The organism is Micromonospora sp. NPDC049047 (genome assembly GCF_040649135.1).
Classification (GTDB): Bacteria; Actinomycetota; Actinomycetes; order Mycobacteriales; family Micromonosporaceae; genus Micromonospora.
Window position 1 is genome coordinate 300127 of record NZ_JBEZEY010000002.1, and the last position, 21105, is coordinate 321231.

Annotated in this window: 21 protein-coding genes and 1 riboswitch; of the genes, 11 read left to right on the plus strand and 10 right to left on the minus strand. The window is 73.0% G+C overall.

From position 1 onward, the window contains the following. Nucleotides 1-21: 21 nt before the first annotated feature. Entirely contained in the window at nt 22-357 is a 336-nt protein-coding gene (locus AB0B86_RS04390) for a MarR family winged helix-turn-helix transcriptional regulator (RefSeq protein ID WP_357402692.1), read from the minus strand. 226 nt (nt 358-583) lie between these two features. Between AB0B86_RS04390 and AB0B86_RS04395 the strand changes: the two genes are divergently transcribed. Further along, nucleotides 584-1306 carry a carbonic anhydrase gene (locus tag AB0B86_RS04395; protein WP_357402690.1) on the plus strand — a complete coding sequence of 241 codons (723 nt, stop codon included), beginning with the start codon at nt 584-586 and terminating at the stop codon, nt 1304-1306. A 57-nt stretch (nt 1307-1363) separates the two neighbouring features. Here the strand turns inward: AB0B86_RS04395 and AB0B86_RS04400 are convergent, their stop codons facing one another. Both AB0B86_RS04400 and AB0B86_RS04405 read right to left on the minus strand, forming a co-directional pair. Next, nucleotides 1364-2383 (minus strand): hypothetical protein, encoded by a 1020-nt coding sequence (locus tag AB0B86_RS04400; protein ID WP_357402688.1) that lies wholly within the window; start codon nt 2381-2383, stop codon nt 1364-1366. Nucleotides 2384-2387: 4 nt separating this feature from the next. After that, a riboswitch (cyclic di-AMP (ydaO/yuaA leader) is annotated at nt 2388-2518 on the minus strand. A gap of 166 nt (nt 2519-2684) precedes the next feature. After that, a complete protein-coding gene (locus tag AB0B86_RS04405) occupies nt 2685-4055 on the minus strand; it encodes a YibE/F family protein (RefSeq protein ID WP_357402686.1) in 1371 nt (456 codons plus the stop codon). A gap of 399 nt (nt 4056-4454) precedes the next feature. On the opposite strand from AB0B86_RS04405, the gene AB0B86_RS04410 reads away from it, so the two are divergent. Next, nucleotides 4455-6410 (plus strand): copper-translocating P-type ATPase, encoded by a 1956-nt coding sequence (locus tag AB0B86_RS04410; protein WP_357402684.1) that lies wholly within the window; start codon nt 4455-4457, stop codon nt 6408-6410. Nucleotides 6411-6416: 6 nt separating this feature from the next. On the opposite strand, the gene AB0B86_RS04415 is transcribed toward AB0B86_RS04410, so the two are convergent. Then, nucleotides 6417-6713, minus strand: coding sequence for a metal-sensitive transcriptional regulator (locus AB0B86_RS04415; RefSeq protein ID WP_354971810.1), 297 nt, complete (start codon nt 6711-6713; stop codon nt 6417-6419). 95 nt (nt 6714-6808) lie between these two features. On the opposite strand from AB0B86_RS04415, the gene AB0B86_RS04420 reads away from it, so the two are divergent. From AB0B86_RS04420 to AB0B86_RS04450, 7 genes are all read left to right on the plus strand, one after another. Then, nucleotides 6809-7018, plus strand: a complete 210-nt coding sequence (locus AB0B86_RS04420) for a copper ion binding protein (RefSeq protein ID WP_357402682.1) — start codon at nt 6809-6811, stop codon at nt 7016-7018. A 13-nt stretch (nt 7019-7031) separates the two neighbouring features. Then, entirely contained in the window at nt 7032-7973 is a 942-nt protein-coding gene (locus AB0B86_RS04425) for a hypothetical protein (RefSeq protein ID WP_357402680.1), read from the plus strand. Nucleotides 7974-7985: 12 nt separating this feature from the next. Then, entirely contained in the window at nt 7986-10229 is a 2244-nt protein-coding gene (locus AB0B86_RS04430) for a heavy metal translocating P-type ATPase (RefSeq protein ID WP_357402678.1), read from the plus strand. Between the two features lie 80 nt (nt 10230-10309). Further along, nucleotides 10310-10483: a CsbD family protein gene (locus AB0B86_RS04435; RefSeq protein WP_278137166.1), complete on the plus strand. Its 174-nt coding sequence runs from the start codon at nt 10310-10312 to the stop codon at nt 10481-10483. A 165-nt stretch (nt 10484-10648) separates the two neighbouring features. Then, the gene (locus AB0B86_RS04440) at nt 10649-10999 is read left to right on the plus strand and encodes a helix-turn-helix domain-containing protein (protein ID WP_357415224.1); all 351 of its coding nucleotides are present in this window, start codon (nt 10649-10651) and stop codon (nt 10997-10999) included. Further along, nucleotides 10996-11265 carry a hypothetical protein gene (locus AB0B86_RS04445; RefSeq protein WP_357402674.1) on the plus strand — a complete coding sequence of 90 codons (270 nt, stop codon included), beginning with the start codon at nt 10996-10998 and terminating at the stop codon, nt 11263-11265. The genes AB0B86_RS04440 and AB0B86_RS04445 overlap by 4 nt, the downstream gene beginning before the upstream one ends. A gap of 120 nt (nt 11266-11385) precedes the next feature. Next, a complete protein-coding gene (locus AB0B86_RS04450; protein ID WP_357402672.1) occupies nt 11386-12849 on the plus strand; it encodes an alpha/beta hydrolase in 1464 nt (487 codons plus the stop codon). A gap of 24 nt (nt 12850-12873) precedes the next feature. Here AB0B86_RS04450 and AB0B86_RS04455 read toward each other — a convergent pair whose 3' ends face one another. The 3 genes from AB0B86_RS04455 to AB0B86_RS04465 all read right to left on the minus strand — a co-directional run bounded on the left by AB0B86_RS04455 (nt 12874) and on the right by AB0B86_RS04465 (nt 15938). Then, the gene (locus AB0B86_RS04455) at nt 12874-14151 is read right to left on the minus strand and encodes a DUF6596 domain-containing protein (protein WP_357402670.1); all 1278 of its coding nucleotides are present in this window, start codon (nt 14149-14151) and stop codon (nt 12874-12876) included. After that, a complete protein-coding gene (locus AB0B86_RS04460) occupies nt 14148-14504 on the minus strand; it encodes a YciI family protein (protein WP_357402852.1) in 357 nt (118 codons plus the stop codon). Before AB0B86_RS04460 ends, AB0B86_RS04455 begins: the two co-directional genes overlap by 4 nt. Before the next feature lie 147 nt (nt 14505-14651). After that, nucleotides 14652-15938: a DUF2786 domain-containing protein gene (locus AB0B86_RS04465; protein ID WP_357402668.1), complete on the minus strand. Its 1287-nt coding sequence runs from the start codon at nt 15936-15938 to the stop codon at nt 14652-14654. 141 nt (nt 15939-16079) lie between these two features. On the opposite strand from AB0B86_RS04465, the gene AB0B86_RS04470 reads away from it, so the two are divergent. Together AB0B86_RS04470 and AB0B86_RS04475 are read left to right on the plus strand one after the other, a co-directional pair. Continuing rightward, a complete protein-coding gene (locus tag AB0B86_RS04470; protein WP_357402667.1) occupies nt 16080-16553 on the plus strand; it encodes a DUF2243 domain-containing protein in 474 nt (157 codons plus the stop codon). Then, on the plus strand, nt 16550-17392 hold the full coding sequence (locus tag AB0B86_RS04475; protein WP_357415228.1) for a cytochrome c oxidase assembly protein: 843 nt from the start codon (nt 16550-16552) through the stop codon (nt 17390-17392). The genes AB0B86_RS04470 and AB0B86_RS04475 overlap by 4 nt, the downstream gene beginning before the upstream one ends. On the opposite strand, the gene AB0B86_RS04480 is transcribed toward AB0B86_RS04475, so the two are convergent. The 3 genes from AB0B86_RS04480 to AB0B86_RS04490 all read right to left on the minus strand — a co-directional run bounded on the left by AB0B86_RS04480 (nt 17393) and on the right by AB0B86_RS04490 (nt 21102). Continuing rightward, nucleotides 17393-17680, minus strand: coding sequence for a hypothetical protein (locus AB0B86_RS04480; RefSeq protein WP_357402663.1), 288 nt, complete (start codon nt 17678-17680; stop codon nt 17393-17395). An 87-nt stretch (nt 17681-17767) separates the two neighbouring features. After that, a complete protein-coding gene (locus AB0B86_RS04485; protein WP_357415230.1) occupies nt 17768-18934 on the minus strand; it encodes a CaiB/BaiF CoA-transferase family protein in 1167 nt (388 codons plus the stop codon). Then, entirely contained in the window at nt 18931-21102 is a 2172-nt protein-coding gene (locus AB0B86_RS04490) for a 3-hydroxyacyl-CoA dehydrogenase NAD-binding domain-containing protein (protein WP_357415233.1), read from the minus strand. Before AB0B86_RS04490 ends, AB0B86_RS04485 begins: the two co-directional genes overlap by 4 nt. Between the last annotated feature and the right edge of the window lie 3 nt (nt 21103-21105).

The window sequence follows — 21105 nt, forward strand, 5'->3', positions numbered from 1 at the left end:
GTAGCGGCCCGGCGACGGGGGTCACGTCTCGGGACCGACCTCGGTGTCGGGCTCGTCGGCGAACAGGGCCAGCAGGTCGCCGACCTGGCGGTCGGCTTCGGCGGGGTGTCGGAACCGGCCGGCCGGGTTGAGGGTGTATTCGTTGCGCCGTCCGACCCGGGTGCGGTGCAGGTAACCGCCGGCTTCCAGGTCGGCGACGATCGCCTGCGCGGCCCGTTCGGTCACCCCGACCTCGGCCGCTACCTCGCGGAGCCGGGCGGTGGGGTTGCGGCCGATGGCCAGCAGCACGTGCCCGTGGTTGGTGAGGAACGTCCAGTTCCGCCCGCCGCCGGTCTCGCCCGTCGGGGTGCTCGCCATCGTGTGACCGCCTCTCCGGGCGTCCGCCCTGACCCTGGGAGTCTCGCCCCCCGTGCGTCAGGTGGATTACCCAGGGTGCGAACCGACGTCAACCTATGAAATCTAAATCACGCATCCCTTGACGCATCTTAGGGTGCGTGTGACGGTGGAGCCCGAGCCAGCGCCGCCGCCGGCCCGGCTGACAAGCCACCTGACCAGGCCAGACGCGTGAAGACGAGGTGCGGGGATGAGTCGTGCTGGAACTCCCGACGGGCAGCCGGGTCCGCAGCGGAGCGCCGACCGGGCGCCCGCACTCAGCGAGCCGGTCCGGGCGTACGCCGAGCTGACCGCCGGAAACGTGCGCTTCGTCAGCGGCGCCCCACGCCACCCCAACCAGGACGCCGGGCACCGGGCCGCCGTGGCCGACGGGCAGCACCCGTTCGCGGTGATCGTCGGCTGCTCCGACTCCCGACTGGCCGCCGAGATCATCTTTGACCGAGGGCTGGGTGACCTGTTCGTGGTCCGCACGGCCGGGCACACCACCGGCCCGGAGGTGCTCGGCAGCGTGGAGTACGCGGTGGCCGTCCTGGGCACCCCCCTGGTGGTCGTGCTCGGCCACGACTCGTGCGGGGCGGTGCAGGCGGCGCGGGAATCCGTCGCGACCGGCACCCAACCGGCCGGGCACCTGCCGGCGGTGGTAGATGCAGTGCTGCCCAGTCTGCGTCGGGCCGAGGCCGAGGGCGTGGACGACATCGACGGCATCGTCGACATCCACATCGCGCAGACCGTCGAGACGTTGCTCCGGCAGTCGCCGGTGCTGGCCGCCGAGGTGGAGCGGGGGCGCTGCGCTGTGGTGGGCGTGTCGTACCGGCTCGCCGCCGGAGTGGTGCGCCCGGTGGCCGCCGTGCCGGCCGGCTTCGCGACGCTCGGCGTGCCGGCCGGGTCGGCTGACCCGGCTGCTGCCGCCTGACCTGCCGAGGGCCGCCCCGCAGTACGCGGAGCGGCCCTCGGCAACAGGTGGCGCGGGTCAGAGCATCGACATGTGTACGTGGTCGGTGTGGTTCGACGGTCCGCTGTAGGACTTCCAGCCGGTCGCCGGGAACCAGATCTGCCGGTTCCAGATCACGTAGTAGATGCCGAGCCGGTCGGCGTTGCGGATGAGGAACGCGGCCACGTTGTTGCCGTACATCCGGGTGTCGTTGTTGTGCCACGGGCTGAAGCCGCTCTTCTGCAACGACCAGTCGCAGGCGCGGCCCTTCGGGTGCTCGTACGGTCCACCGTTGCGGTGACAGCCGACGAACCGGTTGAATCCGGCGGCCTTGACTTCCTTGTACGCGTGCAGCGTCCGCGGCGTGACGCAACCGGACGTGGTCGGGTCCTTCTCGCTGCAGGACTGCGGCTTCCAGTCACCGTCGGCGGTGCGACCCGGGCCGATCTTGGCGACCTTCGAGGTGGCGTCGACCAGGCCGCCGGTGAAGCCCTTGCCGCCGACCAGGGCGAGCGCCTTGTCGGCCTCGCTCTTGCGCTTGGCCATCACGGCGGTCTGCTTCTGCTGCTCCCGGACCTCGGTGTCGAGGAGCAGTTTGGCCTGCTCGGCGCGGGACTTCGCCGCGTTGACCTCGGCGAGCTTGTTCTCGTTCACCATGTTGATCTCGTCGAGCATCGCGGCGCGCTGGACGAACGTGTCCGGGGCGTCGCTCTCCAGCAGCATCGCGAGCGCGCCGATCCGACCGGTCCGGTACGACTGGGCGGCGATCTGCCCGACCTGTGGTGTCAGTGCGTCCAGGTCGGCCTTGGCCCGGTCCACCTCCAGCGCCAACTCCAACTGCCGCTTCTTGGATTTGTCCAGCTTGGACTTGGCGGCGGAGTAGTCGCGGTTGACCTGCTCGATGAGGTCGGTGATGAGCTTGGGCTCGTCGTCCTCCTCGTGCCCGGATGGTGTGGGGGTCGTCGGAGCGGCGTGGGCCGGGAGAGGCCCGGCGAGCACGGTCAGTGCGGCGATCACGGCCACCACGGGTGTCAACCAGCGGCGTAGGGGTGCCGTCACAATGTTCCCTTCCCTCGACCGCCGACCGGGTTAGCTGACGGGTTCGGGGCGGAAGTGGCCCCTACCGCTGACGCGGATTCACCCCACACACCTGGGTCCCCGGCTCGCCGGTTGGCGATTGGGCGGTGGCACCGCAGGCGCCGCTTCGCGCCTTCATCGGTAACCGGCAGCGAGGTTACCCGAGAGTCGACTCGGTGAGCTACGCCTGGATGCCGACCAAAAGTGTCATTTCGCCATAGCGTTTGGTAACCAGTGACGCGGTTCTCAGGGGGGAGACCCGATCTGGTCACGCTGAGGAGTGTCACCATGCCGTATCCGTGCTCCTGTTCGACTCCGGCCACCCGTCGGTGGCGGTGGATGCGGGCCGGGTCCGCGTCTCGTCCGGCTCGTCGGATCGCGCCGTCCGCGGCGCGTTGAGGGCGGCAAGTGCCTCCGCCGGGTCCGGTTGGGGGCGCGGCCCGGGGGCGTCGCCCGGCGGCGTGGCGTCGACACGTCCGGCCGTGGTCACGATCGCGGCCAGCCCGGTGGTCAGTGGCACGGCGGCGATCAGCCCGAGTGTGGCGACCGCGCTGCGGACGATTTCCTGCGCGAGGAACTCGCTCGTGAGAATCTGCCCGATCGGCCGCGAGTCGGCGGTGAGCAGGAGCAGGAGGGGCAGCGACGCGCCCGCGTACGCCAACACGATGGTGTTGACGGTGGAGGCGATGTGCGCGCGGCCGACGCGGGTCGCCGCCCGGTACAGCTGTATCCGGGTCAGCCCGGGATTGGCGTTCGCCAACTCGGTGACGGTGGCGGCCTGGGTGACCGTCACGTCGTCGAGCACCCCGAGCGAACCGATGATGATCCCGGCGAGCAGCAGGCCGTGCAGGTCCACGTCACCCTGGAACATCGACAGTGTCGTCGCCTCCTCACTGCCGAAGCCGGTGAGGTGGGTCGCCGCGGTGGCGATGGTGGCGAGCGCGCCGGTCAGTACCAGGCTGCCCAGGGTGCCGAGCACCGCGACCGAGGTCTGCGCGGTGACGCCGTGGGTCAGATAGAGCACCACGAACATGATCAGGGCGGCGCCGACCACCGCCACCAGCAGCGGTGATCTGCCGGCACCGATGCCCGGCAGTACGAAGGTGAGCAGGATGGCGAAGCTGGCCGCCAACCCGCCGAGCGCGGCCAGCCCCCGCCACCGGCCGAACGCGACGATCGCGGCAGCGAAGACCACCGCCAGCCACACGAGGGGAGTGCCGCGCTGGTGCTCGGCGATGTTCCAGTTGCTGGTGGCGGGATCGGTAGGGTCGGTCAACTGGACCAGGATGACCTCGTCGCCGACGTCCACCCGTGGTGCGCCCGGACCGTCGGGCACCGGTGTCCGCACCTGCTGGCCGGCGGCGGGGCCGTCGTCCACCCGGACGTCGACAGTGCCGCACGGCCCGGCGCCGGTCCTGGGTGTGTCCTCGGGGCTCGACGGCAGCGGCGGGCACGGCTCGGTCACCACGCGGGTCACCGTGCCGGCGTAGCGCGGCACGTCCGCTCCTCCGTCGGTCTGCGTCGCTCCTCCGCGCGGCCAGAGCAGTGCCGCGGCGAGCACTGTGGCGACGAAGAGGGGCACCACCGTCACGACGAGGATCCGTCGCACCCGGGGCGGGGCGGACGGCGCGGGACGGGCGTGGTCGGAACCCAAGTCGAGACTCCCAACGATCCGGTGCGGGATACGTGTCAGCGGGCCGCGCGGTTCACCGTTTCGACGCGAACGCGCCGGACGGCGGTGCGGTTCGCTGCCTGCCGACCGCCTGATCACTGACGGTCAGTGCGCGGCCGGTCGGCCGCGTCACCACGCCGTCGCGGCGTCCGGATGTGCGGCGGCATGCGCAGGGCGATCATGGGAGATGCTAGTCAGCCCACCGGGAGGTTGCCGGGCGCGCCGGAGCGTCGAGCGGCCGAACCGCCCGCGTGGTGGCCGTCGGGCCGGCATGTTGGAAGCATGTCCGCTCCGACCCCACCCGAGCACCCACAGCGCGCTGCACCCGTGCCGCACGAAAAGCACGCCGGACACGACAAGCACGCCGGGCACGATCCTGCCATGTTCCGCCGCCGGTTCTGGGTCTGCCTGGTGCTCACCGTCCCGGTGGTGCTGACGAGTCACCTCGTGTCGGATCGGCTGGGCCTGGCCGGAGGCGCTGGCTCCTGGGTGGGGCCGGTGCTCGGCTCGGTGGTGTTCTGGTGGGGCGGTTGGCCGTTCCTGGTCGGTGCGATCCGGGAGGTGCGCGACCGGGCGCCCGGGATGATGCTGCTCGTCGCGATGGCGATCACCGTCGCCTACACCGCGTCCCTGGCCACCAGCCTGGGTGCCTTCGACCTGGACTTCTGGTGGGAGTTGGCAGCGCTGGTCACCATCATGCTGCTCGGGCACTGGCAGGAGATGAAGGCCATCGGGCAGGCCCGGGGGGCGCTGGCGGCGCTGGCCGCGCTGCTGCCGGACGAGGCGGAACGGGTGGCGGCGGACGGCCGGATCGAGGTGGTGCCGGTGACCGTGCTGCGGCTCGACGACGTGGTGCTGGTCCGGCCGGGGGGTCGGGTGCCGGCGGACGGCCGGGTCGTCGGCGGTGGCGCCGAACTGGACGAGTCGATGATCACTGGCGAGTCGCGACCGGTCGCGCGGTCGACAGGTGACCGGGTGGTGGCCGGCACCGTCGCCACCGACTCGGCGATCCGGGTCCGGGTGGAGGCGGTGGGTGAGCAGACCGCCCTCGCCGGCATCCAGCGGATGGTCGCGCAGGCCCAGGGCTCCGGCGGGCGGGCCCAACTGCTTGCCGACCGGTTCGCCGCCGCGCTGTTCTACCTGGCAACCGGCACCGCCGTGCTGACCGTGCTGGTCTGGACCGCGCTCGGTCAGCCGGACCAGGCGGTGGTCCGTGCGGTCACCGTCCTGGTGATCGCCTGTCCGCACGCGCTTGGTCTCGCCATCCCGCTTGTCGTCGCGCTCTCCACCGGCCTCGCCGCGCGGTCCGGGATCCTGGTGAAGGACCGGTTGGCGTTGGAACGGATGCGCACCGTCGGCGCGGTGCTCTTCGACAAGACCGGCACGCTGACCCGGGGTGAGCACGGGGTGACCGACCTGGTGACGGCGGCGGGCGTCGGACGGGACGAGGTGCTGCGGATCGCGGCGGCCGTCGAGTCGGACAGCGAACATCCGTTGGCCCGGGCGATCGTGGCGGCGGCCGAGCCCGGTGGCGCGGCCCGGGCCGTCGGGTTCCGGTCCCTGCCGGGCCGCGGTGTGCAGGCGACAGTCGACGGCACGGAGTACGCGGTGGGCGGGCCGGCTCTGCTGCGGGAGCTGGGTCTCGTGCTCCCCGCCGACGTGGCGGCGGCGACCGGGCGGTGGTCGGCGCGGGGTGCCGCGGTGCTGCACCTGGTGCGGCTGCCGGCGGCGGTGCTCGGTGCGTTCGCGCTTACCGACGAGGTACGTCCGGAGGCCCGGCGCGCGGTCGACGAGCTGCGTGCCGAGGGGATCCGGACCATCGCCATGATCACTGGTGACGCCCGGCCGGTGGCCGAGGCGGTCGCCGCCGACCTCGGCTTCCGGCCCGGCGTCGACGAGGTCTTCGCCGAGGTGTTGCCGGCCGAGAAGGACGATCGGGTGGCCGAGCTTCAGCGGCGGGGGCTGGTGGTGGCGATGGTCGGCGACGGGGTGAACGACGCGCCGGCGCTGGCCCGGGCGGACGTGGGCATCGCGATCGGGGCGGGCACCGATGTGGCGATCGAGTCCGCCGGGGTGGTGCTGGCGTCCTCGGACCCGCGCGGGGTGGGCGCGGTGGTCCGGCTGTCCCGGGCGTCGTACCGGAAGATGCGGCAGAACCTGGCCTGGGCGGCCGGCTACAACGTGGTGGCGTTGCCGCTGGCCGCCGGGGTGCTGTCCGGGGCCGGTGTGGCGTTGAGCCCGGCGGCGGCCGCGGTGCTGATGTCCGCGTCCACGATCGTGGTGGCGCTCAACGCGCAGTTGCTGCGCCGGGTCCGGCTCGGGCCCGCCCCGGACTGAGGGCGGTCAGCCGCGCTTCATCAGCCGGCCGACCGCCGCCATCATCTCGTTGGCCATCTCGTCGGCCCGGCCTTCGGCGGCGCCCTCGTGCATGCAGTGCCGGGCGTGCCCGTCGAGCAGCCCGAGGGCCACCTTGTCGAGGGCGGCCTGGATGGCGGAGATCTGGGTGAGCACGTCGATGCAGTAGCGGTCGTCGTCGACCATCTTCTCGATGCCCCGGACCTGCCCCTCGACGCGGCGGAGCCGCGCGAGCAGCTGGTCCTTGCTGGCGGTGTATCCGCGGATCGGGGTGGGTGCGGTCATGTCGGCAAGGATAGCGTACCCCCAGGGGGTATGGTACGGTCCTATCTCGTAGAGATACCCCCACCGGGTACCGGTACCGCGAAGGAGACGATCCGATGGTCAACACGACGTACCAGGTGCAGGGCATGACCTGTGGGCACTGCGTCAGCGCGGTGAGCGCCGAGGTCGGCGCCATCGCCGGCGTACGTGACGTCCAGGTCGACCTCGCCGCCGGCCGGGTCACCGTCAGCAGCGATGAGCCCCTGGACACCGCGGTTGTCCGGGCCGCCGTCGACGAGGCCGGTTACGACCTCGTCGACGCGTGATCGGCGGGCCGGCATGCGCACCGTGACGAAACTGGCCGGGTTCGCCGTCGGCCTGGCGGCGGTCTTCGGCGCGACGTACGGGGTCGGCCGGGTGGCCGATCGCAGCACTGTGGTCGAGGGCCGGCACGACGGCGAGGCCAGCCCGGCGGCGGACGAGCACGCCGAAACGGCCGACCGGTTCCCCGGCGGCCTGCTCGTCTCCCAGAGCGGCTACACCCTCGAACCGGTCGACGCCCCGGTCGGCGAGTTCGCCTTCCGGATCGCCGGCCCGGACGGCCGCCCGGTCACCGGGTACGAGGTGGCACACGACAAGACGATGCACCTGATCGTCGCCCGCCGGGACCTCTCCGGTTTCCGCCACGTGCACCCCGACCTGGCCCCGGACGGCACCTGGCGGGTCGACACCCCGCTGACCGGCCCCGGGCAGTGGCGGGCGTTCGCCGACTTCACCCCGACCGGGGGTGAGCCGCTGACGCTCGGCGTGGACGTGACAGTCCCCGGCGAGCTGACCGAACGACCGCTGCCCGCACCGGCGACAAGCACCACCGTCGACGGCTACACGGTCACCCTCACCGGTTCGCCGCAGCCCGGTCGCACCGCCCCGCTCACCTTCACCGTCAGCCGGGACGGGCAGCCGGTCACCGACCTGGAGCCCTACCTGGGCGCGTACGGGCACCTGGTGGCACTGCGTCGGGGCGACCTCGCGTACCTGCACGTGCATCCGGACGGGACGCCGGGCGACGGCCGGACCCGGCCCGGTCCGACGGTCGGCTTCCTCGCCGAGGTGCCCTCGGCCGGCAGCTACCGGCTCTACCTCGACTTCCAGCACGGCGGAACCGTGCACACCGCCGAGTTCACAGTCGTCGCCGGCACCCCGCCGGCCGGGAACGACCCGAGCGGACCCGCGCCGAGCGGCGGCGCCGACCACGGCACCCCCGGGCACGGGCACAACTGACGGGACCAGACCATGACCACCACCAGTAGACCGCTGCCCGAGGCACCCAACCGGATCGAGTTGGCGATCGGCGGGATGACCTGCGCCGCCTGCGCCGCCCGGATCGAGAAGAAGCTCAACCGGATGGACGGGGTGAGTGCCGCGGTCAACTACGCGACCGAGAAGGCCACCGTCCGGTACGACGACGGGGTCACACCCGACGACCTGATCGAGACCGTGCGCAAGACCGGGTACTCGGCGGCGCTGCCGTCGCCGCCCACCGCCACCGAGGAGCCGGTGGACTCGCTGAAGGGTCCGCGTACCCGGCTCTGGGTCTCGGTGCTGCTCAGCGTGCCGGTGGTCCTGCTGGCCATGGTGCCGGCCTGGCAGTTCGACTACTGGCAGTGGCTGTCGCTGACCCTGGCCGCCCCGGTGGTGGTCTGGGGTGGGCTGCCGTTCCACCGGGCCGCCTGGACCAACCTGCGGCACGGCGCGGCGACGATGGACACTCTTGTCTCGCTCGGCACCCTCGCCGCGTTCGGCTGGTCGCTCTGGGCGCTCTTCCTCGGTGACGCCGGCATGCCCGGCATGACGCACCCGTTCCGCTTCGACATCACCCGCACCGACGGTGCCGGCAACATCTACCTGGAGGCCGCCGCCGGGGTGACGGTGTTCATCCTGGCCGGCCGCTACTTCGAGGCCCGCTCCAAGCAAACCGCGGGTGCGGCCCTGCGTGCCCTGCTCGAGCTCGGCGCCAAGGAGGTGGCGGTGCTGCGCGGCGGGGTGGAGACCCTGATCCCGGTGGAGCAGCTCGCCGTCGGTGACCGGTTCGTGGTGCGTCCCGGGGAGAAGATCGCCACCGACGGGGTGGTCGACGAGGGCACCTCCGCCGTGGACGCCAGCATGCTCACCGGTGAGTCGGTGCCGGTCGAGGTCGGTCCCGGCGACGGTGTGGTCGGCGCCACCATCAACGCGGGTGGCCGCCTGATCGTCAGCGCCACCCGGGTCGGCGCAGATACCCAACTCGCCCGGATGGCGGACCTGGTCGAGCAGGCGCAGAGCGGTAAGGCCGCAGTGCAGCGGCTCGCGGACCGGATCTCCGGGGTCTTCGTGCCGATCGTGATCACGCTCGCCGTCGGCACGCTCGGCTGGTGGCTCGGCACCGGGGCCGGCCCGACCGCCGCGTTCACCGCCGCCGTCGCCGTGCTGATCATCGCCTGCCCCTGCGCGCTCGGCCTGGCCACCCCGACCGCGCTGCTGGTCGGCACCGGCCGGGGCGCGCAACTCGGTGTGCTGATCAAGGGGCCGGAGGTGCTGGAGTCGACCCGCCGGGTGGACACCGTCGTGTTGGACAAGACCGGCACCGTGACGACCGGACGGATGACCCTGGTGGATGTGCTGCCAACAAGCGGCACCGATCGTGGCGAGCTGCTGCGGCTCGCCGGTGCGGTGGAGGCCGCCTCCGAGCATCCGATCGCCCGGGCGGTCGCGGCGGGTGCCGCCGAGGCGGGGTCGCTGCCCCCGGTGACCGGTTTCGGCAACCTCGAAGGGCTGGGCGTGACCGGCACTGTCGACGGAAGGGTAGTGCTTGTCGGTCGGGTCCGGCTGCTGCGGGAACGGGAGTTCGACGTACCGCCCGAGGTCGAGGAGGCTGTCCGCGACGCGGCAGCCGCCGGCCGTACGGCGATCGTCGCGGCCTGGGACGGGCGGGCCCGGGGGGTGCTCGCGGTCGCCGACGTGGTCCGGCCGACCAGCCGGGCGGCGGTGGCCCGGCTGCGGGCGCTGGGGCTCACCCCGGTCCTGCTGACCGGGGACAACGCCACGGTGGCCGGCGCGATCGCCGCCGAGGTGGGCATCGACGAGGTGATCGCCGAGGTGCTGCCGGCCGGCAAGGTCGACGTGGTCAAGCGGCTCCAGGCGCAGGGGCGGTCGGTGGCGATGGTCGGTGACGGGGTCAACGACGCCCCGGCGCTGGCCCAGGCCGACCTGGGGTTGGCCATGGGCACCGGCACCGACGTGGCGATCGAGGCGTCCGACCTCACCCTGGTCCGGGGTGATCTGGACGCCGCGGTGGACGCCATCCGGTTGTCCCGACGCACGCTCGGCATCATCCGGGGCAACCTGTTCTGGGCGTTCGGCTACAACGTGGCGGCCCTGCCGCTGGCCGCCGCCGGGCTGCTCAACCCGATGATCGCCGGTGCCACCATGGCGTTCTCCTCGGTCTTCGTGGTGGCCAACAGTCTGCGACTGCGCCGGTTCCGGTCGGCCGATCGCTGACTGTGACGGCCGTGATGGTTGGACCGGTGCCGGCGGGGGTACTGCTTGGGGCGTAGCGACGCTTGCAATGGAGGTTGGCAATGGGATTCGACGACAAGATCAACAACGCCAGCGAGGACGCGGCCGGCAAGCTGAAGGAAGGCGCCGGTCGGGCCACCGACAACGAGCAGCTCGAGGCCGAGGGTCGTGCTGACCAGTCCACGGCCAAGCTCAAGCAGGCGGGCGAGAAGATCAAGGACGCCTTCAAGAGCTGACGTACGACGTAACCCGCACGCCGGGTCGGTGATCATTCACCGGCCCGGCGTGTCTGTGTGTCCGGCCCCGACTCGCGACCCTGAGATCCCCCTGATTCCGTTCTCGGCCCGCACCGCCGCGCCGGCACACCTGCTAGCTTCCTTTTGCATGTGCGAGGGCTTGTTGTGAGCAGCAGCGCTTCGTCGCCGACCGGCAACGATCTGGTCCGGGCGCTGGCCGCGTTGGCCAACCCGCACCGGCTGCGGATCGTCGCCGCGCTGGCCCGCGAGCGTGCCTACGTCAGCGGGCTGGCCCGACAACTGGGCATCAGCCGGGCGCTGTTGCAGGTCCACCTACGGAAGCTGGCGGCGGCCGGGCTGGTCACCGCCAGCCTGGAGTTGTCGGAGGACGGGAAGGCAATGAACTACTACGAGGTGCAGCCGTTCGTGCTCACCCTCACCCCCGAGATCATCGCGGCGGCGGCCGAGACGCTGACCGTGCCCGACTCGGCCGACCAGCCGGGAGCGAACCGATGAGCGACCACGACTGGACCGAGGTGGTCGGCGCGATCGGCATCTTCGCCCTGCTGATCAGCGTGTTCACGGTGACCGTCGTGCAGCTCGCCAAGACCCGGCGGGCCCGGTACGAGGCGTCCCGGGCGGACGACTACCGCCAGCTCGCCGAGACGGCCGCCCAGGCGCAGGCGGAGAACGCCCGACTGCTCGCGGCCATGGACGGTCGGCTGGGCGGGATGGAGACCCGGATGACCAAACTCGAACGCGTCCTGCTCGAGGTCGACTGACCACGGCCGAAGGTCCCGGGCCGTCGAGCGGCTACTCGACGACCCGGGCGGAAGCAGCATCACCTCGCCCAGCGGGCGAGTTTCACCGGTAACGCTCCCTCCAGGAGAGGACAGCACCTCATGCTGCGTGTACGCAAATCAGCAGTCGGCTGGACGGTCGCCCTGGCCCTCACCGCCGCCGGGCTGACCCCGGCGACCCCGGCCGCCGCCCACCCGACGATCGACTGGCACCCCTGCGCCACGGACACCTCCGCCGAGTGCGGCACCCTGTCGCTGCCTGTCGACTGGAACCGACCCCGCGGGGAGCACTTCGACCTGGCGCTGGCCCGCCGGGCCGCCAAGCCGGCCACCCGCGAGGGTGCGCTTGTCTTCGGCCCCGGCGGCCCCGGTGACAGCGGGGTCGACCGGGTGGTCAACGGCAGCTCCCGGTTCAGCGCCGACCTGCGCCGCCGCTTCGACATCGTCAGCTTCGACCCGCGCGGCACCGGCGGCAGCCACCCGGTGGTCTGCGCCCGGGAACTACTCGCCCGGCAACCGCAACTGATCGCCGACCAGGCCCAGTTCGACGCCACGCTGGCCGGCAACGCGCTGCTGCGCGCCGACTGTCGGGCCCGCACCGGGCCGCTCTACGACCACGTGGACACGACAAGTGCCGCCCGTGACCTCGACGCGGTCCGCGCCGCGCTCGGCGAGCGGCAGTTGACCTTCCACGGCAGCTCGTACGGCACCCTGCTCGGGCAGCGGTACGCCGAGCTGTACCCCGACCGGGTCCGAGCCATGGTGCTGGAGGCGACGATGGACCACAGCGTCGGCACCCGCGCCTTCCTCGACAGTCAGGCCCGCACCGCCGAGGGCGCGTTCGACGAGTTCGTCGCCTGGTGTGACAGGTCCAGCGCGTGCGCCCTACACGGGCGGGACCTCCGGACGATCTGGGCCGGGCTGCGCGCCCGGGCCGAGGCAGGCACGCTTACCGACCCGAAACGGCCAGGGGTCGTGCTGACCCCGTTCGAGCTGGTCCGGCTCACCCACAAGGAGTTCTACGACACCGTGCGCTGGCCGGGGCTGGCCGGCTGGCTCGCCACGATGGACGCGGGCGCCGCGTCGCCCGCCGCGCTCCCGGCCGACACCAGGGCGGCCGGCGACGCCGTCGCGGCGTACCCCTTCGCGGTCTTCTGTCAGGATTGGAGCCTGCCCGTCCGGGACTACCGGGAGTACGCCGCACACCTGCGCCGGACGGCCCGACTCGCACCGGACCTGCGGTACCCACCGGCCCTGTTCGCTCTCGTCACCTGCCTGGGCACCCCCACCCCGGTGGCCAATCCGCAGCACCGGTTGCGGGTCCACACCGACGTGCCGCTGCTTGTCGCCGCCACGGTGCACGACCCGGCCAGCGGATACGACTGGTCCCGCAACGTGGCCCGTCAGCTGGGTCAGCACGGCGTGCTGCTCACCTACCAGGGCTGGGGGCACGGCAGCTACACCACAAGCGTCCAGTGTGTGGGCCGAGCGGTCGACTCCTACCTGATCGACAAGGTGGTGCCGGCCCGAGGCGTCACCTGTCCGGCCGTCGACCCCGACGCGTGACAGCGCGCCGCCGGCCGTCCGGGGTCAGCTCGGCCCGCCGGCCGGCGGTGGTCGGACGCCGCCCAGACGGGCGGCCCGGCGCTCCAGGTAGCGCTGCTCGGGCCGACTCGTGGTGCCCCGGGCCGCGCTGAGGTACGCCTCCCGCGCCGCGCCGGTCTCCCCGGCCAGCTCCAGCAGGTGCGCCCGGACGGCGGCGAGCCGGTGGTGCCCGGCGGTGCGTTCGTCGGCGTCCAGCGGGGCGAGCAGGGCGAGTCCGGCCCGCGCGCCGTCCACCATGGCCACCGCCACCGCTTGGTTCAGGGTGACCATCGGGTTCGGCGCGATCCGGGCCAGCAGCCGGTAGAGCGCGACGATCTGTCGCCAGTCCGTCTGCGCCGCCGTCGGCGCCTCGGCGTGCACCGCGGCGATCGCCGCCTGGAGTTGGTACGGGCCGGGCGGCGACCAGGTCAACGCGTCGGTGATCAGCGTGATCCCCTCGGCGGTGGCTGTCGCGTCCCACCGGCTGCGGTCCTGCTCGGCGAGCGGCACCAACTCCCCGTCCGGGCCGAGCCGCGCCGCCCGGTGCGCGTCGGTGAGCAGCATCAACGCCAGCAGACCGGTCACCTCGCCGTCGTCGGGCAGCAGCCCGTGCAGGATGCGCGCCAGCCGGATCGCCTCGCCGGTCAGTTCGGCCCGGTGTAGATCCGGGCCACTGGACGCGGTGTAGCCCTCATTGAAGATCAGGTAGAGCACCCGGAGCACGGTGCGCAGCCGCTCGTCCCGTTCGGCGGGGCCGGGCATTGTGAACCGGGCGCCGGCGGCCTCGATCCGCTGCTTGGCGCGGCGGATCCGTTGACTCATCGTCGCCTCCGGCAGCAGGTGTGCCCGGGCGATCTGGGCGGTGCTGAGACCGCCGACCGCGCGCAGGGTGAGCGCCACCTGCGCCGACCCGGTAAGCGCCGGATGGCAGCAGAGGAACAGCAGGGTGAGGGTGTCGTCGGCGTCCGGCACGGCGGGCTCCGCGTCGGCCGCCGGAGCCACCCCGGCGGACGCCGGCTCGCGCAGCGTCACCGCCAGCTCGCGGTCCCGGCGGGCGTGCTCGCTGCGCCACTCGTCGGTGAGCCGGCGGGTGGCCACGGTGAGCAGCCAGGCGCGCGGACTGTCCGGTACGCCTTGCGCGGGCCACTGGGTGGCGGCGGCGAGCAGCGCCTCCTGCACCGCGTCCTCGCACCTGTCGAACTGACCGTACCGGCGGACCAGCAGGCCGAGGACCTGCGGCGCGACAGTGCGCAGCAGGTCCTCGACCGTCCGGTCGTCTGTCACATCTCCGCTCCGGCCTCGTCCATGATCGGGCGGACCTCCATGGCACCGCCGAAGCGCACGTCCGGCCAGCGGGCGGCGATCTCGGCGGCCCGCTGCGGGCCGTCGCAGTCGACCGCCAGGTAGCCGGCGAACTGCTCCTTGCTCTCCATGAACGGCCCGTCGATGACCTCGGCCCGGCCGTCGACTGCCCGGACCGTCAACGTCTGCGCCGGGTTGGCCAGCGCCTGGCCGCCGATCAGCTCGCCGGTCTCGGTCAACTCCTTCATGATCTCGTCGACCTCACCGAACAGGGCGGTGCGGTCCTGCTCGGACAGCTCCTCGGTGAAGCCGGGCCGGTTCCAGATCAGCAGCATGTACTTCACGGCGACGCTCCTCAGGCTCTGCACGCGCCCCGGTCGGGGCGCGACTCATCGCAGGGTCGGAGCCGACAACCCGTTCCCTACGGCGTACCGAAGAAAATCGCAGATATCTTCGCTGGTGGTGATCCCACGCCGGGCGGTTCAGCGCCGATCGGGCCGGCCCGGCACCTGGCGGGGCTTCCGCCCGCCCCCGACGTCGAGCGATGCCCGGTCGGCGGCCGAGGTGCCCGACGACCAACCCTCGGCGTCGCGCACGCTCAGTCGGTGCCGGGTGACACCGGGGAAGAGGGTGTCCAGCCGCTCCCGGACCGCCTCACCCCGGGCGGCGAGCACCGGCAGCAGCCGCTCCGCCCCGGCCGTGTCGGCCGTCGCCTGATCCGCCGCGTCGGTGGCCGCCTCGGTGGCCACGCGCAGCCGCTCGCCGATCCGCAGCGCGAACGCGTTGAGGAACGACTCGTCCCAGACCTTCGTCCGTCGTCCCGATCCGGGCCGGCGCTCGGCCCGCCCGCGCAGCATGGCGGCGGTGGCCTGCACCAGCAGCGAGGTGTAGAGCAACTCCACCGCCACCAGGTCGGCCGGCCAGCCCAGCACTGTGGCGAAGCCGAGATCGTCGGACCAGACCGCCTCACACCTGTTCGCCGCCGCCACCTCCTGCACCAGCAGGGCCTTGGCACCCGCGTACGGGGTGTCGGTGCTCAGGCGGACCCCGCCGGGCACGTCGCCGCGCGCCGACCCGGCGGCCAGCAGCGCCTCGTCGATGCTGTGCCGGGCGATCAGCTCCTGCGCCTTCCCGGTCAGCGCCTCCGCCTCGGCCGGGAAGGTCGTCGACTCGGCCTTGGCCAGTAGCGCCCGGACCCGATCCAGCATCGGCGACCCGCTGCGCGCCGGACCGGCCGAGCGGGCGGTCGCCGCGCCGTTCGACCCGGGTGGCGGGCGCAGTACCGCGATCGGCGGCAGGCTCTCCACAAGCGCGATGACGTCCACGGCTGTGCGCAGCGCGTCGACCCGGTCCAGCCCCTCCCGGGCGGACCAGCCGGCCAGCACGTCCGCGGCGTTCGCCCGCCCCTCGGTGGTCAAGTCGCGTAGCTGCTCGTCGAACCAGGCCGGGACCGGATCCGGCTGCTCGCGCCGCTGCACGGCCATCGCGGCGCGGACCAGGCGCGCGGCGCGGGCGTCGAGTCGCCGCGCGGTGATCCGGTCCAGGTCGGCGGGCTGCCAGCCGCGCGGCCAGAGCCGCGTCAGGCCCCGGACCAGGCGGCCCAGCACCGCCGCGTCCACCGCCGTGGTGCCGTCCGCCGCGCCGGTGCCGACGATCAGGTGGTCCAGCTGCCGTTCGGCCTGCCGTACGTCGGCGCCGCGCACCGCCGCGAGTGCGTTGGCGACGAGTTCGTCCGCGTCCGGCACAGGCACCTCCTTCTCGGTTTCCACTGCCCCTCCAGGCTCCATGATCATGCCGTCGGTCGGGTCGGAGTCACGAAACGGGGGAGGCCGGCGACGATGGTTGCCGAGGAGTGCCGCGCCCAGTTCGGGGTAGTTTGGGGCTGACCCGACGCGGATGCGAGGTGTGTGGTGGCCGATTCCAGCCTGCCGAGAGGCCGCACCGTCCACGTCCGGCCCGCCATCCTCGCCGGCGCCCTGATCGGCATCGCGATCATGGCCGCGGTGGACGAGATCGTCTTCCACCAGTTGCTGGCCTGGCACCACTTCTACGACCGGTCGACCCCGTCGGTGGCGCTGCTCTCGGACGGGCTGCTGCACGCGGCCGAGGTGATCGCCCTGGTCGGTGGGTTCTTCTGGTACGCCGACCTGCGCCGGCGGCACGCCCTGTCGACCCGGCTCGTCTGGGGTGGCTTCCTGCTCGGCGCCGGCGGGTTCCAGCTCTTCGACGGGCTTGTCGACCACAAGGTCCTGCGGCTGCACCAGATCCGTTACGGGGTGCACCTCGTGCCGTACGACGTGGTGTGGAACCTGGCCGGCGCGGCACTGCTGCTGGCGGGTGCCCTGCTGATCTGGCGGGCCCGGTCGCGCGACGGCCGCCGATGACTCTGCTCCTGCCCGTTGCGCCGTTCGCGCACGGCGGTCACCCGGCGGGTGAGCCGTCCTGGCTTCCACTGTTTCCGGTCGCCCTGCTGGCCGGCGGCTACCTGCTGGCCGCCGGGCGCGACCCCCGGGGTTGGCGGCACCGGCGGACCGTCGCCTGGCTGGCCGGCTGCGCGGGGCTGGCGGTCGCCGTCGGGCCGCTTGCCGAACTCTCCGGCGACCCGCGCGGGCACCTGGCGCAGCATCTGCTGCTCGGCATGCTGGCCCCGCTCGGGCTGGTGCTCGGTGCTCCGATCACCCTGCTGCTGCGGGTCGCGCCGCCGCCGGTCCGCCGGGCGGTGGGCCGGTTGCTGCGCGCCCGCCTGCTGCACCTGCTCGCACACCCGGTCACCGCCGGACTGCTCAGCACTGGTGGGCTGGCGCTGGTGCTGCTCACCCCGCTGTACGCGGCGGCCGAGCGCCAGCCCGTCCTGCACCACGCCCTGCACCTGCACTACCTGGCCGCCGGTTATCTCTTCGCCTGGTCACTCGCCGGGCCGGATCCGGCGCCGCGCCGCCCGGGGCTGGCGGTCCGGGTCGGCGCGCTGCTGGGCGCGGCGGCCGGACACGCCGTGCTGGCCAAGTACCTGTACGCACAGGCCGGCACCCTCCCACCCGGCCTCGACAACCCGGATCCGGAGGCGTTCCGCTCCGCCGCCCAGCTCATGTACTACGGAGGCGACCTGGCGGAGCTGCTGCTCGCAACAGCCCTCTTCGCCGGCTGGTACAACAACCGCCGCCGTCGTCACGTGACTGACGCGACTGGGTCAGCGGAGCGCCCGTCCCCGGCACAGCTCTCCTGATCAGCGCAGCCGAGGTGCGGAGGCGCCCGCCTGGAGGGCGGTGGACAGGTTGCGGAGGAACGTGCGGATGCTCTCCTCGCTGTGCGGGGTTTCGATCTCGTCGTTGAGCGGGATCTCGGAGCGCAGCGCCTGATCCAGCGCGTCAAGCGTCTCGGCCCGGTCGCCCGGGTAGAGCCCGGCGGCCACGCCGGCGGCGACCCGGGTCACCACCGCGTCGTCGAGCGTCCTGTCGAACTGGACCCCGTAGAGGATTCCGTTGATGTAGCCCTTCCACTGATCCGTGGTCATGCTCGTCGACTCCCTGAAGAATTGGCTGCCGTCCCGGCGGGAACGGCTCCGCCGAGAGTGCCACCACGCCCCGGAACTCGCAGCCCCTCAGCCCCGTCGCGGCCAGTTCGCGAGAATCTTCGCTGCCGGTAGGACGTCCTGCTCCGGGTCCGGCGCAGGAGCTGGTCGGGCCGGGGGCGTCCGGTCGAAGCGGGGCGCCGGGGCCGGCTGGACCTCGCCGCCGACGTCGACGAAGGTCCCCCGCGCGGCGTTGTGCGGGTGCCGGTGCGCCTCACCGGGGGCGAGCACCGGCGCGACGCAGGCGTCCAGGTCGGTGAAGACCGCCGTCCACTCGTCCCGGGTCCGCTCGGCGAACCGGGCGGCGAAACGCTGGCGCAGCTCATCCCAGCCGTCCGGGTCGTACTGCGCGGGCAGGTCCGGGTCGTCGGCCAGGCCGAGGCCGGTGAGGAGTACGTCGTAGAAGGCCGGTTCGACAGCGCCGACAGCCATGAACCCACCGTCGGCGGTGGCGTACGTGTCGTAGAACGGCGCCCCGCCGTCGAACATGTTGCGCCCGCGCGGCGCGGCCCACAGGCCACTGCCGAGCAGCCCGTGCAGGAACGAGGTGAGCAGCGCCGACCCGTCCACCATCGCCGCGTCGACAACCTGACCGACGCCGGAGCGTTCCCGTTCCAGCAGCGCCGCCAGCACCCCGACGGCGAGCAGCATGCCGCCGCCACCGAAGTCGGCGAGCAGGTTCATCGGCGCGTACGGGCGCTCACCGGCCCGGCCCAGCGGCTCCAACGCCCCCGCCACCGCGAGGTAGTCGATGTCGTGCCCGGCGCGGGCCGCCAGTGGGCCGTGCTGGCCCCAACCGGTCATCCGCGCGTACACCAGCCCGGGGTTGCGCTCCTGGCACACCTCCGGGCCGAAGCCGAGCCGCTCGGCGACCCCCGGCCGGTACGCCTCGACGAGCACGTCGGCCCGCTCGACGAGGCACAGCAGGTCGGCCACACCGGCCGGGGACTTCAGGTCCAGTGCGGTCACCCGCCTGCCGCGCTGCAACGGTCCGCCGGTCGGCGCGGCCAGCCGCCCCGCACCCGGGGCACCCGGACGATCCACCCGCACCACGTCCGCGCCCAGGTCGGCGAGCACCATGCAGCCGAACGGGGCCGGCGCGAGGCTTGCCAACTCGACCACCCGTACCCCGGCCAGCGGCCCACGGTGCGCCGCGTCGCCCGGCTCGCCGGCTCGCCCACCGGCGGAGCCCGTCATGCGACGCCGGCCGGTTCGCCGGGGCGGGTGGCCGAGGCGGCGAGCCGGTCGACCAGGTCGGCCGGGGGCGTGAACCGGTCACCGTACCGGTCGGCCAGCTCGACGGCACGGGCCGCGAAGCCGGCGGGACCGCCCGCGTACTGCCGGACGTAGCGGATGACCCCGCCGGTCCAGGCCGGAAAGCCGATGCCGAAGATCGAGCCGATGTTGGCGTCGGTCTCGGTGCGCAACACACCCTCGTCGAGGCAGCGCAGCGCGTCCAGCGCCTCGGCGAAGAGCATCCGTTCCTGGAGGTCGGTGAACGGCACCGCACGGCCCACGTCGGTGACCAGGTCGGCGAGGCCCGGCCACAACCGGCCCCGGCCGCCGTCGTCGTCGTAGGAGTAGAAGCCGCGTCCCTCGGCACGCCCCGGCCGGTGGTACGCGTCGACCAGTTCGTCGACGAGCCGGTGCGCCGGCAGCGGCAGGAACTCCTCGCTGGCTTCCTCGAACTGCCGGCGGATCCGCTGGATCAGGGTGAGGCTCACCTCGTCGGCCAGCGCCAGCGGCCCGGTCGGGTAGCCCGCCTGCAGGGCGGCCTGCTCCACCGACGCGGCGGGAACACCCTCGGTGACCATGCCGACCGCCTCGTCGAGGAACCGACCGATCACCCGGCTGGTGAAGAAACCCCTGCCGTCGTTGACCACGATGGGGGTCTTGCCGATCCGCCGTCCCAGGTCGAACGCCCGCGCCAGAGCGGTGTCGCTGGTCCGCGCCCCGACCACGATCTCCAGCAGCGGCATCCGGTGCACCGGGGAGAAGAAGTGCATGCCGATGAAGTCGCCGGGCCGGTCCACCCCCTCGGCCAGCCCGGTGATCGGCAGGGTGGAGGTGTTGGAGGCGAGCAACGCGCCCGGCGCCAACACCGGCAGCACCTCGGCGAAGACCGCCTGCTTCAGCGCCGGGTCCTCGAAGACCGCCTCGATCACCGCGTCACAGCCGGCCAACGCGTCGACCTGGTCGGTGGTGGTGATCCGGTCCAGCACCGCGCGGGCGTCGGCCTGCGTCGCGCGACCCTTGCGTACCCTGCGGGCCAGCAACCGCTCGGCGTGCTCCCGGGCCCGGCCGGCGGCCTCCGGCGTGACGTCCCTGACCACCACGTCCAACCCGGCGGTGGCGCACGCGTACGCGATGCCCGCGCCCATCATCCCGGCGCCGAGCACCGCCACCCGGCGCACCGGCGGGGCGTCCACCCCGCTCGGGCGGGCCGCGCCGCCGTTCACCGCCTTCAGGTCGAAGAAGAAGGCACCGATCATGTTCTTGGCGACCTGCCCGGTGAGTAGGCCGATCAGATGCCGGGTCTCGACTGTGAACGCGGTCGCCAGGTCGACCTGCGCGCCCTCGACAGCGGTCGCCAGGATCGCCTCGGGTGCGGGCAGCCGGGCACCCTTGAGTTGCTTGCGCAGGGTGGCCGGGAAGGCCGGCAACTGGGCGGCCAGCGAGCGGCTGGTCGGGGTGCCGCCGGGCATCCGGTAGTCCTGTCGGTCCCACGGCTGGCTCGGGTGCGGGTTGGCGGCGATCCAGACCCGGGCCTGGTCCAGCAACTCCGCAGGGGTGGCGACCACCTCGTCGACCAGCCCGGCGGCCAGGGCGTCGGCGGGGCGCATCCGCCGACCGGTGAGCAGCACGGTGGTCAGTGCCGTGGCCAGGCCGAGCAGCCGTACCGTCCGGGTGACACCGCCGGCCCCGGGCAGCAGACCGAGGGTCACCTCGGGCAGGCCGAGCCGGCTGCCCGGCGCGTCAAGCGCGATCCGGTGATGGCAGGCGAGGGCGATTTCCAGGCCACCGCCGAGCGCCGAGCCGTTTATCGCGGCGACCACCGGTCGGCCCAGGGTCTCCAGCCGGCGCAGGTCCCGTTTGATGGTGTCGAGCAGCTCGGCCAGTTCGGGCGCGTCCGCGCGGCTGGCCCGGATCGTCCGCGGCAGGTCGGCGCCGGCGAAGAAGGTCGACTTCGCGCTTGTCACGATGACCCCGGTCAGCTCGTCACGCTCGGCCTCCAACCGGTCGAGCGCGGCGCTCATGGACGCCGCGTACGCCTGGTTCATGACGTTCGCGGACTGGTCCGGGTCGTCCAGGGTGAGCGTGACGACGCCGTCGGCGGCACTGTCGTACCGGATGGTGTTTGTCATTGT

What these genes read in the sequence shown, in the direction of transcription:
- AB0B86_RS04390 (WP_357402692.1), bottom strand. Translation starts at nt 357, where the DNA reads ATGGCGAGCACCCCGACGGGCGAGACCGGCGGCGGGCGGAACTGGACG.
- AB0B86_RS04395 (WP_357402690.1), top strand. Translation starts at nt 584, where the DNA reads ATGAGTCGTGCTGGAACTCCCGACGGGCAGCCGGGTCCGCAGCGGAGC.
- AB0B86_RS04410 (WP_357402684.1), top strand. Translation starts at nt 4,455, where the DNA reads ATGTTCCGCCGCCGGTTCTGGGTCTGCCTGGTGCTCACCGTCCCGGTG.
- AB0B86_RS04415 (WP_354971810.1), bottom strand. Translation starts at nt 6,713, where the DNA reads ATGACCGCACCCACCCCGATCCGCGGATACACCGCCAGCAAGGACCAG.
- AB0B86_RS04420 (WP_357402682.1), top strand. Translation starts at nt 6,809, where the DNA reads ATGGTCAACACGACGTACCAGGTGCAGGGCATGACCTGTGGGCACTGC.
- AB0B86_RS04425 (WP_357402680.1), top strand. Translation starts at nt 7,032, where the DNA reads ATGCGCACCGTGACGAAACTGGCCGGGTTCGCCGTCGGCCTGGCGGCG.
- AB0B86_RS04430 (WP_357402678.1), top strand. Translation starts at nt 7,986, where the DNA reads ATGACCACCACCAGTAGACCGCTGCCCGAGGCACCCAACCGGATCGAG.
- AB0B86_RS04435 (WP_278137166.1), top strand. Translation starts at nt 10,310, where the DNA reads ATGGGATTCGACGACAAGATCAACAACGCCAGCGAGGACGCGGCCGGC.
- AB0B86_RS04445 (WP_357402674.1), top strand. Translation starts at nt 10,996, where the DNA reads ATGAGCGACCACGACTGGACCGAGGTGGTCGGCGCGATCGGCATCTTC.
- AB0B86_RS04450 (WP_357402672.1), top strand. Translation starts at nt 11,386, where the DNA reads ATGCTGCGTGTACGCAAATCAGCAGTCGGCTGGACGGTCGCCCTGGCC.
- AB0B86_RS04460 (WP_357402852.1), bottom strand. Translation starts at nt 14,504, where the DNA reads ATGCTGCTGATCTGGAACCGGCCCGGCTTCACCGAGGAGCTGTCCGAG.
- AB0B86_RS04475 (WP_357415228.1), top strand. Translation starts at nt 16,550, where the DNA reads ATGACTCTGCTCCTGCCCGTTGCGCCGTTCGCGCACGGCGGTCACCCG.
- AB0B86_RS04480 (WP_357402663.1), bottom strand. Translation starts at nt 17,680, where the DNA reads ATGACCACGGATCAGTGGAAGGGCTACATCAACGGAATCCTCTACGGG.
- AB0B86_RS04485 (WP_357415230.1), bottom strand. Translation starts at nt 18,934, where the DNA reads ATGACGGGCTCCGCCGGTGGGCGAGCCGGCGAGCCGGGCGACGCGGCG.
- AB0B86_RS04490 (WP_357415233.1), bottom strand. Translation starts at nt 21,102, where the DNA reads ATGACAAACACCATCCGGTACGACAGTGCCGCCGACGGCGTCGTCACG.